This is a genomic window from Psychroflexus tropicus DSM 15496 (assembly GCF_000378765.1).
Taxonomy (GTDB): domain Bacteria; phylum Bacteroidota; class Bacteroidia; order Flavobacteriales; family Flavobacteriaceae; genus Psychroflexus; species Psychroflexus tropicus.
Genome location: NZ_KB905344.1, coordinates 133,937 through 150,557 on the forward strand (window position 1 = coordinate 133,937; position 16,621 = coordinate 150,557).

Below are 16,621 nucleotides of genomic sequence, written 5' to 3' on the forward strand. Positions count from 1 at the left end.
TTATAAAAATAAATTTAAAATGAAAATTACAGTAGTAGGTGCTGGTGCAGTTGGCGCTAGTTGTGCAGAGTATATTGCCATCAAAGACTTCGCTTCAGAAGTCGTGCTTTTAGATATTAAAGAAGGTTTTGCAGAAGGAAAAGCTATGGATTTGATGCAAACCGCCACTCTAAACGGTTTTGATACCACAATTACAGGAACCACAGGAGATTATTCTAAAACCAAAGACTCTCAGGTCGCTGTAATTACTTCTGGTATCCCGAGAAAACCAGGAATGACAAGAGAAGAGTTAATTGGGATAAATGCTGGGATCGTAAAGGATGTAGCTTCTGAGCTAATCAAGCATTCTCCAGAGGTTACCATTATCGTAGTAAGTAATCCAATGGATACCATGACGTACTTAGCTCATAAAGAATTAGGTCTTCCTAAACATAGGATTATAGGAATGGGCGGTGCTTTAGATAGTGCCAGATTCAAATACAGGTTAAGCGAAGCTCTAGGTTGTCCATCTTCAGATGTGGATGGTATGGTAATCGGTGGCCATAGTGATACAGGAATGTTGCCATTAACACGCTTAGCCACTAGAAATAGTGTACGTGTTACAGAGTTTCTTTCTGAAGACAGGTTGGCTCAAGTGGCAGAAGATACTAAGGTTGGTGGTGCAACCTTAACCAAACTTCTAGGGACGAGTGCCTGGTATGCTCCAGGAGCAGCTGTTTCATCTTTGGTTCAATCTATTGCCTGTGACCAGAAAAAAATGTTCCCTTGCTCTACTTTACTTGATGGTGAATATGGCTTAAAGGATCTTTGTATTGGTGTTCCGGTAATCATCGGCAAAAACGGTATTGAAAAAGTGGTAGAGATAGAACTTAATGAGCAAGAAAAGGCTAAGTTGAAGGAAAGCGCAGAAGCTGTGAAAAAAACCAATGGTCTTTTAGAATAGGTTACGACATTTTTTCTAAACTACATAAAAACCTGGCTTTAGCCGGGTTTTTATGTAGTAATCTGTACTGAACTTCAGGTGGTAAAAAGTTAAAATTATCTTTAATAAAAAAATTGTCTTTTCTATATCGAAAACCTATATTTGCCTGATTTTATAATAAGACCCTAATAATTTAAAGAATGCAGAATAAAGGACTCATTAGGCTATTTGCTATTTTATTTGCTTTGGTAAGTGTTTACCAATTGTCATTTACGTACTTAGCCAGTAATGTTGAAAACGAAGCGGAAGCTTATGCTGAAAAAACTATTTCAGAAAGCGAAGAGAATTTTACAGAAAAAAGAGCTGCAGTAGCAGAACAATATCTAGACTCCATTGGAAATGAGCCTATTTATGCTGGAATCACTTACAATACAGCTAAAGATAAGGAGCTTAATAAAGGTCTGGATCTTAAGGGAGGAATCAACGTAATTCTTCAAATTTCTGTCAATGACTTACTAAAAGGTCTGGCCAATAATTCTAAAGACCCTGCATTCAATAAAGCTTTAGCAGATGCAGCTGAAGCTCGTAAAAATAGTCAGGATAGTTATTTAGAGCTATTTTTTGAAGCTTTTGATAATCAGGAGGGAGCCAAATTAGCATCACCAGATGTTTTTGGAACTAAAGCGCTGGCAGATGAAATCAGTTTTGATATGTCCAACAGTCAGGTAAGACCTATCATCTCAAGAAAGATTGATGAAAGTGTGACTTCTGCTTTTGAGGTCCTTAGAGAACGTATCGATAAGTTTGGTGTGACTCAACCTAACATCCAGCGATTAGGAGATTCAGGAAGAATCTTAATTGAACTCCCTGGTGCAAAAGATATCAGCCGTATCCAGAATTTACTCCAGAGTACTGCTCAATTGGAATTTTGGGATGTTTATAAAGCTAATGAGTTTTCAGACTATCTAGTAAATGCTGATGCTATTATCGCTGAGAACCTGAAGAGTGAATCAGATAAGTCTGACGAAGAATCGGCAGAATCTACAGAAGAACAGACTGAAGAGACCGATTCAGAAGAAACTGATGAAGATGATTTAGAAAGTCTATTGTCTTCAGAAGAAGATGGGGAAGAAGATATTTCATCTACAAATCCACTTTTGAGTTTAGTTCAATCTGTAGGGCAGCCACAGGGACCAGTTATTGCTTATTTTGCAATTAAAGATACAGCACAGGTTAATTCTTATCTAGCTATGCCACAGGTGAAATCCCAGCTTCCTTCAGATAAAAGATTTACAGAATTTGCCTGGGGAAAACCACCTAAAGATTCGGAAATTATAGAATTATATGCCCTTAAAGGGAATAGAAATGATGAACCTCAATTAAGCGGTGCAGTGGTTACCGATGCACAGCAAACATATGACCAGGTTGGTAGAGTTGCAGTGAGTATGCAGATGGATGGCCGTGGTGCCAAAATTTGGGAGGACATGACGGGTAAAGCATCATCTCAAGGCTCTCAAATCGCTATTGTTTTAGATAACATTGTGTATTCTGCTCCTGGTGTGTCCAGTGGTGCTATTTCAGGAGGTCGTAGTGAAATTACAGGACAGTTTACCATTGAAGAAGCTCAGGATTTAGCCAACGTCTTAAGAGCTGGTAAATTACCTGCCTCTGCTGATATTGTTCAAAGTGAAATCGTTGGTCCGTCTTTAGGTCAGGAAGCTATCGATAGTGGAATCTTATCTTTTGCTATTGCTTTGGTATTTGTTCTTATATACATGGTGTTTTATTACGGAAAAGCTGGATTATATGCAGACATTGCTCTTGCGGTTAACATCCTGTTCATTTTTGGTGTGCTTTCCGGTTTAGGAGCCGTATTGACACTGCCAGGTATTGCAGGTATTGTCTTAACCATAGGTATGTCTGTTGATGCCAACGTCCTTATCTTTGAGCGTATCCGCGAGGAGATAGCTAAAGGAAAAACACAGGCCGAAGCTATCAGTGACGGTTTTAGAAATGCATTGTCTTCCATTTTAGATGCCAACATTACAACAGCACTTACAGGTATTATCTTACTGACGTTTGGTACGGGCCCAATTAAAGGTTTTGCTACCACATTACTTATAGGTATTGTAACCTCATTATTTTGTGCTATTTTCTTAACCAGACTCTTTATTGCTGGAGGTGGTAAAAAAGGTAAATCACTTCCATTTTCTACAGGAATCACTAAAAATTGGTTTCAGAATATTGATTTAAATTTCCTTAAGAAAAGAAAAATAGCTTATATCATTTCAGCAGTCGCAATATTGATCAGTATTGGGTCTCTAGCTACCAAAGGTCTTAACCAAGGAGTTGATTTCGTTGGTGGTCGTAGCTACACGGTAAGATTTGATCAGGCTGTGAATCCTTCAGAAATACAGACCAAGTTAGTCGAAGATTTACAGAGTGTAGAAGCTAAAACTTATGGGGCTTCTAGTCAATTGAAGATAACAACTAATTATAAAATTGAAGAGGAAGGGACTACTGTTGATGATGAAATCCAGTCTATACTTTTTGATAATTTACAGGAGTATCTTCCTAACGGAATGGCCCTAGGTGAATTTAGAGTTGGAGATAGTAGCTCAGATAAGGAATTTGGGATTATGTCTGCTATTAAAGTAGGCCCAACCATTGCAGATGATATTAAAACCGCATCTTACTATGCCATTATTGGATCTCTTATTGTTGTGTTCCTCTATATCCTTTTAAGGTTTAGAAGATGGCAATTCTCGCTTGGTGCTATTGCTGCAGTTATTCATGATGTGGTTATTGTACTCGGATTATTTTCACTTCTTTACGGAGTATTACCATTCAGTTTAGAGATTGATCAGGCTTTTATTGCCGCTATTCTTACGGTGATTGGTTATTCGTTGAATGATACCGTGGTTGTATTTGACAGAATTAGAGAATTCTTTAATGATCATCCGTCTTGGAAAATGGATAAGTTGATTAATGTAGCGGTAAGTTCTACGATCAGTAGAACGATAAACACCTCTTTAACTACACTTGTGGTGTTGGTAGCGATTTTCATTTTTGGTGGAGATAGCATTAGAGGATTTATGTTTGCACTTATTATTGGTGTAGTAGTGGGTACATATTCATCTGTATTCATAGCAACTCCAGTGATGTTTGATTCAGTAAAAAAGAAAGGAATTGATTTTACTGAGCCAAAACCTCAAGACGAGGAGCAGCAAGGAAAGGTTAAGATCTAAACGATCGACCTCCAACAGAATAAAAAAACCCGTGAATATTTTCACGGGTTTTTTATGAATAAAACTTAGTGGTTACCAACGTATGATAGTACTGCCCCAGGTAAATCCACTACCAAACGCAGCCAAGACAACAAGATCTCCTTTTTTGATTTTACCTTTTTCCCAGGCTTCAGTTAAAGCTATAGGGATAGAGGCTGCGGTTGTATTTCCGTACTTTTGAATATTATTATAGACTTTATCGTCACTAAGTCCAAGTTTACTTTGAATAAACTGCGATATCCTCAAATTAGCCTGATGAGGAATAAACATATCAATATCTTCTTTCTTAAGTTGATTGTGTGCAAGGCCTTCATGGATCACCTCTGAAAATCTTACCACAGCATTTTTAAATACCAGCTGCCCGTTCATCTTAGGATAATAAGGAATATCCTCTTGTGGGTCTTCTGCAATGATTTCAGGTACCCATTTTTCAGTAGATGGACCTCTTAATGAAAGCTCATCAATATACTCTCCTTGAGAGTGAAGATGTGTGGAAAGAATACCAGAGGAATCATCATCACTTCTACTCAATACAGCTGCGCCGGCACCATCTCCAAATATAACCGAAACATGTCTTCCTCTGGTAGTCATGTCTAAGCCTCCGCTATGATTCTCACTACCAATCACTAAAACATTTTTGTACATCCCTGTCTTGATGTATTGGTCGGCTACTGATATACCATAGACAAAACCACTGCATTGATTTCTTACATCTAATGCAGGACAGGTTTTTATACCTAAGCCTTCTTGTATTTGCACACCACAGCCCGGGAAATAATAATCCGGACTTAAAGTGGCAAACACAATCAATTCAATATCATCCTTATTGATATTAGCCCTTTCTATAGCCTGTTTGGCTGCCTTTAGACCCATTATGGCAGTTGAGTTGCCGTCTCCTTTTTTGATGTGTCTCCTCTCCTGAATTCCAGTTCTTTCTTGGATCCATTCATCAGAGGTATCCATCATTTTACTTAAGTCATCATTAGTGACTACATTTTCTGGCACATATTTGCCTAAGCCTAATATTTTGGATTTGAACATATTTTATACATTTAGCAATGCAAGATACGTATAATTGAGTATTTCGTTAGATTAAGACAAAAAGAAAACGCTCTTTTACTATATTTCAAAGAGCGTTTCCCAACCAACCTAACCAATAATCTTAAATATCTTACAAGTATTTTTTGTAATCGTTAATGTCTACTTTGGCTTTCAAATCGTTTAATAAATTGTAAAGTCCAAAGAATGTTCTATTAATGTAAAGGAAATGCTTACTTCCTCGATTACCGTTCATTTTTCTTAATTCTTTATCGCTGCTATATTTCTCACTTAAACCAGAAACCTGATTCCAAAACTCTTCGTCACCAAAATCAAAGGTATCTTTATGAAATGGGCTGGTAAATAAACTCAGCATCTCATGAAATAAAGCAGAAAAATACTCAATTTCTTTTTCCGAATCGTCTGGTCGAATAATTTCTAACTCTTTTAATTTCTGTAGAAAAAAGTGAGGATTATTAATGTTTTTAGGCTCAGCTAATTCAAAGTAAGGTTTATAAAATTGATTTGGTATATTTTTAATGCAGCCAAAATCTATAGCAATCAAATTGTAATCCTCATCAATCAAAAAGTTACCAGGATGAGGATCAGCATGAACCTCTTTAAGTTTATGAAACTGAAACATGTAAAAGTTCCAAAGGGTTTGACCTATGGCATTTCCAACCTCTTCAGAAAAATCTTGTTTTACAAATTCACTTAAATGTTTTCCATCCATCCAGTCCATCGTTATGATTCTTTCACTCGAAAGATTTTCATAATACATTGGGAACTTTAGATTCGGGATATCAGAACAAGCTTCAGAAATTCGTTTGCTCTGCTCAACTTCCAAAATGTAATCGGTTTCTTCAATCAATTTATCTTCAATTTCTTTGAAGTATTTTTCGGAATCTTTTCCTTTTAAGTTAAACATTCTAGTCGCAATAGGTTTTACCATTGCTAAATCTGAGCTTATGCTATCGGCTACGCCCGGATATTGTATCTTGATCGCATATTTATTACCATCTTTTTCAGCTCTGTGAACCTGGCCAATACTTGCAGCATTGACGGACTCTGAGGTAAATGAATCAAAAATTTCCTCTGGATACTTGCCGTTGTACTTTTTGAACGTTTTTCTTACTAGCGGAGCAGACAAAGGAGGAACACTAAATTGAGCTAAACTAAATTTCTCTACGTAAGCATTGGGTAGTAAGCTTTTTTCCATAGAGAGCATTTGTGCAACCTTTAGCGCACTACCCTTTAAGTTTTTTAAGCCATCATAAATATCAGTAGCATTATCTTCATCTAGACTATCTCTTGTCAGTTCAGGATTGAATGCTTTTTTGGAGTAATATTTTAAATAATTAGCACCGATTTTAGTACCCGTACCAATCAATTTTGAAGTCCTACTAAATTTTCCAGTAGGTATTTTATCAATTGTCTTCATAGTCTATCGCATTGTTTCTTTGTAAAGGAATTTTCCAAAATCGAAAACTTTCTCAAGAGGAGTATTATCGAAGACATCGAATATGGTATTGACAGATTTTTCTATAGCGACGTCTGTCTTTTCAAAGTCTGCAGACCTGTCGTCTTTCCAGAATTTCAATAAAAACAAAAATTGAATCCAAGCCGCTTCAGAGTAAATACTCTCATTTCGTTTGAGAAAGCTGTAAGCTTTCTCGTCATTATCATCTTCAATTAAATCTTTAGCAAATGACTTGATGTTTCTTCGTAAACCCTTTAATTGTTTTAAATTTTTTAGCTGATCATCGTGCTCGTTGATCACATAAAGCACATAACTTCTATTGGCTGTTAAAATTTCAAAGAAAGTGTAAAAGAAAGTAAGCATTTTTTCTCTACTTCCATAATGTTCTACCTCTTCATTTTTGGTCATTAAGGTATGTGCATTTTCAAAAAAACTCTCCCAAATTTCTTCTCTAAGTGCTTCGAAACTTCCAAAGAACTTGTAAAAGTCTTTTTCTTCAAACTTATGATCTTTGGCAAATTTGTAAACTGACCTGGGCGTATGTTCATGCATTAAAACATGATCCATATAATAAGTGAAAATATCTATTTTGGAGATTTTCTTTTTAGATTTAGTCTGCGCAGCCATAATAATATATTTATATACAAATATAATTATTGTTTAACCTTGTAGCTTCAACTTTAAACGAAATCTTTTGTTAAATGTATAATGCTATGTCAGTTTGTCAGAAAACAAGGCTCGGTATCTCATTTGATATTCTAATGAAAATAAAAAATTAAATTATGGCTAAAGGCAATATCAATGTATCAGTTGAAAACATCTTTCCACTGATTAAAAAGTTTCTTTACAGCGATCATGAAATCTTCTTGAGAGAGCTTATATCTAATGCCACCGATGCAACCCTTAAGTTGAATCATTTAGTGAGAATTGGAGAGGCGAAAATAGATATAGGTCAACCTAAAATTGAGATTAAGGTCGACAAGGATAATCAAACTCTTCATATCATAGATGAAGGAGTTGGTATGACAAAAGAAGAGGTTGAAAAATACATCAATGAAGTAGCCTTTTCTGGAGCCGAAGAGTTTTTAGAAAAGTATAAAGATTCTGAAGCGAAAGACACAGGTATCATAGGTCATTTTGGGCTAGGTTTTTATTCTGCATTTATGGTAGCCAGTAAGGTGGAAATCAAGACAAAATCCTGGAAAGATGAACCTGCAGCCCATTGGACTTGTGAGGGTACAACTGAATTTTCTTTAGAGGAAGCAGATAAGACGGATAGAGGAACTGAGATCATCCTTCATATCAACGATGATGAAAAAGAATTTCTTGAAGATCACAGAATAAACGAATTGTTGGTTAAATACAATAAGTTTATGCCTGTTCCTATTAAGTTTGGTACGAAAGAAAAAGAACTTCCAAAGGCAGAAGATGCCAAAGAAGATGAAGAGCCAAAAAAGGTCACAGTAGACAACATCATCAACAATCCAGATCCTGCCTGGACTAAACAACCTACGGAGCTAGAAGAGTCAGACTATAACTCATTCTACAGAGAATTGTACCCAACTCAGTTTGAAGAGCCACTTTTCCACATTCACCTTAATGTAGATTATCCTTTTAACCTAACAGGAATTCTATATTTCCCAAAATTGACTAACGATTTATCCATTCAAAAGGATAAGATTCAATTGTACCAAAACCAGGTGTTTGTAACAGATAATGTAGAGGGAATAGTGCCTGAATTTTTAACGATGTTGAAAGGGGTAATTGATTCTCCTGATATTCCTCTTAATGTCTCCAGATCCTACCTTCAGGCTGATGGAGCAGTTAAAAAGATCTCAAGTTACATCACAAGAAAAGTAGCAGACAAGCTGAAGGCTCTTTTCAATGATAACAGAGAAGATTTTGAGAAAAAATGGAATGATATTAAAGTGGTGATAGAATACGGTATGCTATCCGAAGATAAATTCTTTGAAAAGGCTCAGAAATTTGCCTTGTATCCAACAACAGATAGTAAATTTTTCACTTTTGATGAGCTCAAAAATGATATCACTGATGTACAGACCGATAAAGATGGAAAGCTTATAGTATTATACGCCTCTAATAAAGATGAGCAACATAGTTATATCAAAAGAGCAGAAGCAAAAGGCTACAAAATATTGCTTTTAGATTCACCTATTGTGTCTCACTTAATTCAAAAACTGGAGCAAGAAAACGATCAGAAAGTTTCTTTCGTCAGAGTGGATAGTGACCATGTGGATAACTTGATCAAAAAAGAAACTGAACAGGTTTCCAAATTATCTGATGAAGAAAAAGAAACTGTCAAGGCTAGCTTCGAGACTGTTGTACCTAAAGAAAAATATACTGTCCAACTGGAAGCATTAGATTCTGATACAGCACCAGTTATGATTACTCAACCAGAATTCATGAGGAGAATGAAAGAGATGCAGCAGACCGGTGGTGGCGGTATGTTTGGCATGGGTAATATGCCGGAGATGTATAACTTAGTGGTGAACACCAATAACCCATTGATTTCTAAAATTTTGAAAGCAAAAGAGGAATCTAAGAAGGAAACCCTAATCAAACAAACTTTAGATTTAGCTCTGCTTTCTCAAAATCTTTTAAAAGGAGAGGAGTTGACCAATTTTGTGGAACGAAGCTTTAAAATGATAAAGTAAAGCCACTTACACATAATCCATAAAAACCACTCTTTAGGAGTGGTTTTTTCATTTAAGTTATGCTTCAAACTAATATAATTTACTGTTGCAAACTAGTATTAACCTAGTATCTTTGTCCAAAATAAAATTCGATGATCAATATTACCTTACCAGATGGAAGCGTAAAGCAATATGAAAAGGGTTCAACACCTATGGATGTTGCATTGAGCATTAGCTCCGGTTTAGCTAGAAATGTTATTTCAGCAAAGTTTAATGCGAGTGTTGTAGAAACCACAACGCCATTACATGAAGACGGTAATTTGGTTTTATTGACCTTTAATGATGACGAAGGAAAGCGAGCTTTTTGGCATTCAACAGCTCACGTTCTAGCTCAGGCAGTTCAAAAATTGTATCCACGAGTAAAGTTGACCATTGGACCTTCGATAGAGAACGGATTCTATTATGATTTGGATCTTAATGGTGAAGTTATTTCAGAACATGATTTCCCTAAAATTGAGGCTAAAATGTTGGAATTGGCGAGAGGCAAGCATGATTTTGAAATGCGTGAAGTTTCAAAAGCTGAAGCTTTAGAACATTATAAAACCGAAAGCAATCCTTACAAAGTTGAATTGATAGAGAATCTACAGGATGGAGACATCACATTCTGTGATCACGATGACTTTACAGATTTATGTCGTGGGGGGCATATTCCTAACACTGGTTTTATTAAAGCCGTTAAATTAATGAACATCGCTGGAGCCTATTGGAGAGGAGATGAGAATAATACACAACTCACCAGGATTTATGGAATATCATTTCCTAAGCAGAAAGAATTAAAAGAATATTTAGCACTACTCGAAGAAGCTAAAAAACGCGATCACAGAAAACTGGGAAAAGAACTCAAATTATTTACTTTCTCTCAGAAAGTTGGTCAGGGTCTTCCATTATGGTTGCCTAAAGGTGCTGCTTTAAGAGACCGCTTAGAGAATTTTCTAAAGCAAGCCCAAGAGAATGCTGGTTATGAACAGGTAATTTCTCCACATATCGGTCAAAAAGAATTGTATATGACCTCAGGTCATTTCCAAAAATACGGTGAAGACAGTTTCCAGCCTATCCAAACGCCTCAGGATGGAGAAGAATATCTGTTAAAACCTATGAACTGTCCTCATCACTGTGAGATTTTTAATTCACAGGCGTGGAGTTACAGAGATTTGCCACAACGTTATGCAGAGTTTGGAACGGTTTACCGATATGAACAAAGTGGAGAGTTACACGGGCTTACGCGAGTAAGAGGGTTTACACAGGATGATGCTCATATTTTCTGTACACCAGAGCAGTTGGATGAAGAATTTAAGAAAGTAATTGATTTGGTTCTTTATGTCTTTGGATCACTAGGTTTTGAAAACTTCACAGCACAGGTATCTCTAAGGGATCCCGATAATCCTGATAAATACATAGGATCTGATGATAACTGGAAAAAAGCAGAATCTGCCATTTTAAATGCTGCAGAAGAAAAAGGCTTAAATTATAAAGTAGAAACAGGAGAGGCTGCTTTTTATGGTCCTAAGTTAGATTTTATGGTAAAAGACGCTTTAGGCCGACAATGGCAGCTAGGAACTATTCAGGTAGATTATAACTTACCAGAGCGTTTTGAACTTCAGTACAAAGGGAGTGATAATGAGATGCACAGGCCAGTGATGATACATAGAGCGCCGTTTGGAAGTTTAGAGCGATTTATAGCTATTCTTTTGGAACATACTGGTGGAAATTTCCCGATGTGGTTGATGCCTGAACAAGCTACTATCCTATCAATCAGTGAGAAATATGAAAATTATTCCAAAAAAGTTTTAAAATCACTGAAAAATCACGAAATTCGCGCCACCTTTGATAATCGAGGTGAAACCATGGGTAAAAAAATCCGTGAAGCCGAGATGAACAAAGTTCCTTTCATGTTAATCGTTGGTGAAGCAGAAGTAGAAAATGGTACTGTTTCAGTGAGAAAACATGGAGGAGATGATTTAGGAGAAATGCCTATTGAGAGCTTTGCGAAATTAATAAATGCAGAGATAGATCAAGAAATTTATAAATTTGAAGTTTAATTTAAAAATTAGTAGCCATAGCAATACGTAGAAAAAAATCAAGACAAGCACCGAGGCAGATAAAAGAAAATCCTCATAAGATTAATGACAAAATTAGAGCTTCTAAAGTTCGTGTCGTTGGGGAGAATGTAAAAGTTGATATCTATTCACTCAAAGACGCTTTAGCCATTGCTGAAGAACAGGAACTTGATTTGGTAGAAATATCACCAAAAGCAGATCCTCCTGTTTGTAAAGTTATGGATTACAAGAAGTTCTTATACGAGCAAAAGAAGAGAGAGAAAGAACTTAAGAAAAAAACAACTCAAGTCGTTGTAAAAGAAATTCGTTTTGGTCCAAACACTGATAATCATGATTACGAATTCAAAAAGAAAAACGCTGAGAAATTTCTTAAAGATGGAGCGAAACTGAAAGCTTTTGTGTTTTTCAAAGGTCGTTCCATCGTCTTTAAAGATAAAGGTCAAATCTTGCTCTTAAGATTAGCACAAGATTTAGAAGATCTTGCTAAAGTAGAGCAGATGCCAAAATTGGAAGGTAAGCGTATGATCATGATGCTTTCTCCAATTTCCAAAAAATAATTGCGATAACCTAAATATAGATTCAAATGCCAAAGATGAAAACCAAATCGAGTGCTAAAAAGCGTTTTAAGCTTACCGGAACCGGTAAAATAAAACGTAAACATGCATTCAAAAGTCACATTTTGACCAAAAAATCAAAAAAGAGAAAATTGAAGTTAACTCACGACACTTTAGTTCATAAAGCAGACGAGCATAGCATCAAAACTCAATTACGCTTAAAATAAGCAAAAAGGTTAATTATTAATCCATGGAGTTAGGCTCATAAAATGTTACTAGTAACTGCCTACTACAAAAAACTTAAATTATGCCAAGATCAACAAATTCTGTCGCTTCCAGAGCAAGACGAAAAAAAATAATGAAGCAAGCTAAAGGATACTACGGACGTCGTAAAAATGTCTGGACAGTAGCCAAAAATGCAGTCGAAAAAGCAATGTTATATGCTTATAGAGACCGCAAAACCAAGAAAAGAAATTTCAGATCACTTTGGATCATTAGAATAAATGCTGCAGCGAGATTACACGGAATGTCTTATTCGCAATTCATGGGCAAAGTAAAAGCTCATAACATTGAATTAAATAGAAAAGTCTTAGCGGATTTAGCTATGAATAATCCAGAAGCTTTTAAAGCTGTAGTCGACCAAGTCAAATAAATTTTAATCATTATCGCAATTTAGAAGCGTCTATTTATTTAGGCGCTTTTTTTATTTTTAATCAGTCCAAAGATGTATTGTGTCGATTTTGCTGAGTTTTAACAGTATCACCTCTTTTTCTATATATCTTAGTTGAAGAAATTGATATTAATTTTAAAACTTAAATATTATGGCTATTAGATTTGCAAACAACTGCAGCAACTGTACAAACCTCGTTGAAAAAACATTTTGTAGTAAACATGAAGTTTTGGTATCTCAAAAATATACCTGCGACCAATTCAATATGAAGGCTGAATTAAAAAATGAAAGAAGCTGTTCTAATTGTAAAAAGCACGATACAGATTCATGTGCACACCCAAGTAAAGCTGCTCCAGGGATGCTATGTGCATCATGGGCTCCATCGGCATAATTAAAACTTATTATCTATCCTAAACCCTGAAAGTAATTTCAGGGTTTTTTATTTTCGCAATTTTCTATTAGATTGAGTTTTTATTCATGAAATGACTACTGCTGTAATTTATGAAAGATCAGTTACAAAGAGATTTAACTATTAAGCATATACCTTCAAAAATTGTGTGTTTAGTTCCCAGCCTTACAGAATTGCTGGTTGATTTGGGATTGGAAAACCAAATTATCGGTGTCACAAAATTTTGCGTACATCCAGAACATATTCGTAAAAGCACTTCGATCATCGGGGGGACCAAAACCGTCAAAGTAGATAAGGTTAAAACCTTAGAGCCTGATTTCATACTTGCCAACAAAGAAGAGAACGAGTTAGAACATATCGAGAGCCTTGCTCAGTCTTTTCCGGTCTATGTTAGCGACATTAAATCAATTGAAGATTTACTAAGTTTAATTCAGGATCTAGCTTCTATTTTCGAAATTAATGATCAAGCTGAAAAACTCATCAATAAGTTGAAGTCATCTTACGATAGCTTTACAATTGAAATGAGCAAAATGCCTAAGCTTAAGGTCGCTTATTTTATCTGGAGAGATCCATGGATGGTGGCTGGCTCTTCAACCTTCATCGATTATATGCTAAACCTCAATAATCTTGAAAATATATTTGGTTCATCATCAAGATATCCTGAAATAGAGCTAGACCAACTCAAGCATGTTGATTATGTATTTTTGTCTTCAGAGCCATTCCCATTTAAACAAAAGCATAAAGGAGAATTACCCTTAGATGCTTCTAAAATTCAAATCGTTGACGGAGAATACTTTAGCTGGTATGGTTCTAGAATGTTGAAAGCCATAGAATACTTTAGAACTTTGAGAGACAAACTATAAAATTTTAATAGGTTTTTTAAGTTTTCCCGGCAAAAAGGTATTAGTGTGTATATTTACAAAAAAAAGAAATTTGATTCATCACACCATATATCGACATAAAACTTCCACTCAGTGGGTAACGTTTGTCCATGGTGCTGGTGGAAGCTCCTCGATTTGGTTTAAACAATTACGGGCTTTTAAGTCACATTTCAATATTCTCCTTTTAGATTTAAGAGGGCATGGTAATTCTAATCCAAAGCTTCAAGATTCTTTGGATGAAAATTATACGTTTGATGCTATCACTGATGATATCATGGAAGTTTTAGACAGAAATGAGATCCAGAAATCTCATTTTGTGGGTATTTCGCTTGGTACTATTTTGATTAGAAACCTTGCAGAGAATTATCCAGACCGCGTATCCAGTATGATTATGGGTGGTGCTATCATGAAAATGAATGTTAGGTCTAGATTCTTGATGAACGTGGGGGTGATTTTTAAATCGGTAGTGCCTTACATGATTTTGTATAAACTTTTTGCTTTTATCATCATGCCAAGACGAAATCACAAAAAGTCCAGAAATCTTTTCGTTAACGAAGCCAAGAAGCTGTACCAAAAAGAATTTATTCGCTGGTTCAAACTCACTTCAGAAATAAACCCGCTTCTTAAATTCTTTAGACAAAAGTCAATTAGTATTCCTTCCTTTTATTTGATGGGGGAGCAAGACTATCTATTCTTACCGGCTGTCAAAAAAATAGCAGAAACACATCAGGAGGCCAGACTTTTTATCTTACAAAACTGTGGACACGTTGTTAATGTTGAACAGCCTAAAGTGTTTAACTCTCAAGTGATAGATTTTATTAAAAGCTTGGAACAGCAAAATACTTTTCAACTAAGTAAAGCTTAATCCTGAAGGGCAAAGACCTGCTTTAATAAGAGTGTACTTCTTTCGTTGATATTAGTCCTTATTTCAATTTCCTCTTGCTCTATCATTTTATAAACACCTTTTAGAGCCTGAGTAGTGACATAATCCGTTAAGTCTGGATTGACGTTTTGGGTAAAAGGCACTTGATTGTATTTTTCTATGAGGGTTTCCCAGATTTGATCTGCATCTGCTTTCTGGAAGTTATTCTTGATGATAGGCTCAAATTTAGTATACAATTCGATTTGTGTTTTTTCCCTAAGATAGGCAGTTGCCGCAGTGTTTTCTCCCAATAAGATAGCTTTCGAGTCTTCAAATGACATGTCTTGAATTGCAGATAAGAAAATAGGTGTTGCCTCTTCTACTGCTTCTTGAGCTGCAGTGTTAAGTGCCTTAATACCCTCATCTGCTAAATTGTTTAAACCAAGACTTCTGAGCGTACTTTCTATTTTGGATAATTCTTCTGGAAGACCAATTTTGACTAAGGGGTTACTGTAAAAACCGTTTTCTCTGGTCAGTTTAGAGACCTGCTTATCTACGCCTTTAGATAAAGCCTGCTGAAGTCCATCGGCAACTTGCTGTTCACTAAGGCTTCTAGAATTTGCAATATCCCTAGAGACTTGCTGAAGTTCTGCGCAGGAGAGTAACATTAAACCTAATATCAATATAAAAACTATTTTTTTCATGTATTGAAATAATAAGGCCCAAACTTAATCAATAAGATTGGGCCTAAAACCATTAAATAAAAGTCAATTATTTAATTATTTTCTTAACTATCTTTTGGCTTCCAGAAGTTATTTCTACCAAATAAGTCCCTCTACTATAACTACTGAAGTTAATTTTAGGGTTATTTTGAACCGGTTTTACTGATATTAATTGCTGACCTAAAAGATTGAATACTTTGATTTGATCTATGACTTGAGAAGATCTAATCTGTAAGTCATTCAATACCGGGTTCGGGAATACAGAAATTTCTAAATTATTGAAATTTGAAGTGGATAAAGTGCCTTGACTATATCTAAAATTATCAACATAATATCTATTGTTCACATCTATAGAGAAAAAGTTAATAGAACCCAAGGCAGTACCAGGATAATTAACGTTGTCTAACATATTAGCACCAGCAATATCCACAGAAAATGTCAAATTGTCTAAATCAACTTCCATAACAACTGGAAACCAAGATCCGGCAGGATAATCAACAAGTGTCCCCGTCTGATCATGTGTTATTGTTCCAGCAGAACCACCAGAAGCTGTAGCCCCCACAAAAAGTCAGCATTCCATTGTATACCGGCAATCTCACTTTCCTGAATATTCCAGTATCCTGTTTTCCCTATTGGTACATACATTTGCCAATCAATCGTCCAGGTGCCACCAGTTTCATCACCTAATAACATAATAATATCATCAAATGTATTATTGCCAGGCTGTTCTCTTATCACAACTGAATGCGGCATTGAAAATGCCTCCTGATCTGTCACTTGTCCATCAGTTACTCCGTTAGCCGGCCATTCCTCTATAAAATTAGATTGTGGGCTAACGTCACCAAGATTGAAACTATCAAAATCTATAGCGTATTGTGAGAAACCGCTAAATGAAATTAATAGCATTAATAAGTAAATATTTTTCATAGCTAAAGGTTTGTGGTTTAGTAAATATACTATTATTTATTAAATGATTGATAATTAGACGATTAAAAATAAAACTAATGCCCACGTTATTCTATACT

The 16,621-nt window shown here is 35.7% G+C and carries 15 protein-coding genes; 9 read left to right on the forward strand and 6 right to left on the reverse strand.

Annotated elements, in window-relative coordinates:
* The first annotated feature begins 19 nt into the window (after positions 1-19).
* Positions 20-943, forward strand: coding sequence for a malate dehydrogenase (locus F598_RS0110195; RefSeq protein ID WP_019038948.1), 924 nt, complete (start codon positions 20-22; stop codon positions 941-943).
* 179 nt (positions 944-1,122) lie between these two features.
* A complete protein-coding gene (gene secDF, locus F598_RS0110200; protein WP_019038949.1) occupies positions 1,123-4,170 on the forward strand; it encodes a protein translocase subunit SecDF in 3,048 nt (1,015 codons plus the stop codon).
* 72 nt (positions 4,171-4,242) lie between these two features.
* Here secDF and F598_RS0110205 read toward each other — a convergent pair whose 3' ends face one another.
* From F598_RS0110205 to F598_RS0110215, 3 genes are all read right to left on the reverse strand, one after another.
* Positions 4,243-5,250, reverse strand: coding sequence for a 3-oxoacyl-ACP synthase III family protein (locus tag F598_RS0110205; RefSeq protein WP_019038950.1), 1,008 nt, complete (start codon positions 5,248-5,250; stop codon positions 4,243-4,245).
* Positions 5,251-5,380: 130 nt separating this feature from the next.
* The gene (locus F598_RS0110210; RefSeq protein WP_019038951.1) at positions 5,381-6,688 is read right to left on the reverse strand and encodes an ABC1 kinase family protein; all 1,308 of its coding nucleotides are present in this window, start codon (positions 6,686-6,688) and stop codon (positions 5,381-5,383) included.
* A gap of 3 nt (positions 6,689-6,691) precedes the next feature.
* On the reverse strand, positions 6,692-7,354 hold the full coding sequence (locus F598_RS0110215) for a TetR family transcriptional regulator C-terminal domain-containing protein (RefSeq protein WP_019038952.1): 663 nt from the start codon (positions 7,352-7,354) through the stop codon (positions 6,692-6,694).
* Between the two features lie 155 nt (positions 7,355-7,509).
* Between F598_RS0110215 and htpG the strand changes: the two genes are divergently transcribed.
* From htpG to F598_RS0110250, 7 genes are all read left to right on the forward strand, one after another.
* Positions 7,510-9,402: a molecular chaperone HtpG gene (htpG, locus tag F598_RS0110220; protein WP_019038953.1), complete on the forward strand. Its 1,893-nt coding sequence runs from the start codon at positions 7,510-7,512 to the stop codon at positions 9,400-9,402.
* A 131-nt stretch (positions 9,403-9,533) separates the two neighbouring features.
* Complete coding sequence (gene thrS / locus F598_RS0110225) at positions 9,534-11,480, forward strand: threonine--tRNA ligase (protein WP_019038954.1); 1,947 nt, start codon at positions 9,534-9,536, stop codon at positions 11,478-11,480.
* Positions 11,481-11,539: 59 nt separating this feature from the next.
* Positions 11,540-12,055: a translation initiation factor IF-3 gene (infC, locus tag F598_RS0110230; protein ID WP_281163571.1), complete on the forward strand. Its 516-nt coding sequence runs from the start codon at positions 11,540-11,542 to the stop codon at positions 12,053-12,055.
* 26 nt (positions 12,056-12,081) lie between these two features.
* The gene (gene rpmI, locus F598_RS0110235; protein WP_026302647.1) at positions 12,082-12,279 is read left to right on the forward strand and encodes a 50S ribosomal protein L35; all 198 of its coding nucleotides are present in this window, start codon (positions 12,082-12,084) and stop codon (positions 12,277-12,279) included.
* A gap of 80 nt (positions 12,280-12,359) precedes the next feature.
* The gene (gene rplT, locus F598_RS0110240) at positions 12,360-12,704 is read left to right on the forward strand and encodes a 50S ribosomal protein L20 (protein ID WP_019038957.1); all 345 of its coding nucleotides are present in this window, start codon (positions 12,360-12,362) and stop codon (positions 12,702-12,704) included.
* 519 nt (positions 12,705-13,223) lie between these two features.
* Positions 13,224-13,994, forward strand: a complete 771-nt coding sequence (locus tag F598_RS0110245) for a helical backbone metal receptor (protein ID WP_019038958.1) — start codon at positions 13,224-13,226, stop codon at positions 13,992-13,994.
* 70 nt (positions 13,995-14,064) lie between these two features.
* The gene (locus F598_RS0110250) at positions 14,065-14,877 is read left to right on the forward strand and encodes an alpha/beta fold hydrolase (RefSeq protein WP_033408607.1); all 813 of its coding nucleotides are present in this window, start codon (positions 14,065-14,067) and stop codon (positions 14,875-14,877) included.
* Here F598_RS0110250 and F598_RS0110255 read toward each other — a convergent pair.
* The 3 genes from F598_RS0110255 to F598_RS0110265 all read right to left on the reverse strand — a co-directional run bounded on the left by F598_RS0110255 (position 14,874) and on the right by F598_RS0110265 (position 16,502).
* Positions 14,874-15,578 (reverse strand): DUF4197 domain-containing protein, encoded by a 705-nt coding sequence (locus F598_RS0110255; RefSeq protein ID WP_026302648.1) that lies wholly within the window; start codon positions 15,576-15,578, stop codon positions 14,874-14,876. The genes F598_RS0110250 and F598_RS0110255 overlap by 4 nt on opposite strands.
* Positions 15,579-15,645: 67 nt before the next feature.
* Positions 15,646-16,158: a T9SS type A sorting domain-containing protein gene (locus F598_RS0110260; RefSeq protein WP_157595000.1), complete on the reverse strand. Its 513-nt coding sequence runs from the start codon at positions 16,156-16,158 to the stop codon at positions 15,646-15,648.
* On the reverse strand, positions 16,119-16,502 hold the full coding sequence (locus F598_RS0110265; protein WP_157595001.1) for a hypothetical protein: 384 nt from the start codon (positions 16,500-16,502) through the stop codon (positions 16,119-16,121). Before F598_RS0110265 ends, F598_RS0110260 begins: the two co-directional genes overlap by 40 nt.
* Positions 16,503-16,621: the final 119 nt, after the last annotated feature.

Coding starts and splice junctions, on each gene's coding strand:
- F598_RS0110195 (WP_019038948.1), top strand. CDS start 20: ATGAAAATTACAGTAGTAGGTGCTGGTGCAGTTGGCGCTAGTTGTGCA.
- secDF (WP_019038949.1), top strand. CDS start 1,123: ATGCAGAATAAAGGACTCATTAGGCTATTTGCTATTTTATTTGCTTTG.
- F598_RS0110205 (WP_019038950.1), bottom strand. CDS start 5,250: ATGTTCAAATCCAAAATATTAGGCTTAGGCAAATATGTGCCAGAAAAT.
- F598_RS0110210 (WP_019038951.1), bottom strand. CDS start 6,688: ATGAAGACAATTGATAAAATACCTACTGGAAAATTTAGTAGGACTTCA.
- F598_RS0110215 (WP_019038952.1), bottom strand. CDS start 7,354: ATGGCTGCGCAGACTAAATCTAAAAAGAAAATCTCCAAAATAGATATT.
- htpG (WP_019038953.1), top strand. CDS start 7,510: ATGGCTAAAGGCAATATCAATGTATCAGTTGAAAACATCTTTCCACTG.
- thrS (WP_019038954.1), top strand. CDS start 9,534: ATGATCAATATTACCTTACCAGATGGAAGCGTAAAGCAATATGAAAAG.
- rpmI (WP_026302647.1), top strand. CDS start 12,082: ATGCCAAAGATGAAAACCAAATCGAGTGCTAAAAAGCGTTTTAAGCTT.
- rplT (WP_019038957.1), top strand. CDS start 12,360: ATGCCAAGATCAACAAATTCTGTCGCTTCCAGAGCAAGACGAAAAAAA.
- F598_RS0110245 (WP_019038958.1), top strand. CDS start 13,224: ATGAAAGATCAGTTACAAAGAGATTTAACTATTAAGCATATACCTTCA.
- F598_RS0110255 (WP_026302648.1), bottom strand. CDS start 15,578: ATGAAAAAAATAGTTTTTATATTGATATTAGGTTTAATGTTACTCTCC.
- F598_RS0110265 (WP_157595001.1), bottom strand. CDS start 16,502: ATGCTATTAATTTCATTTAGCGGTTTCTCACAATACGCTATAGATTTT.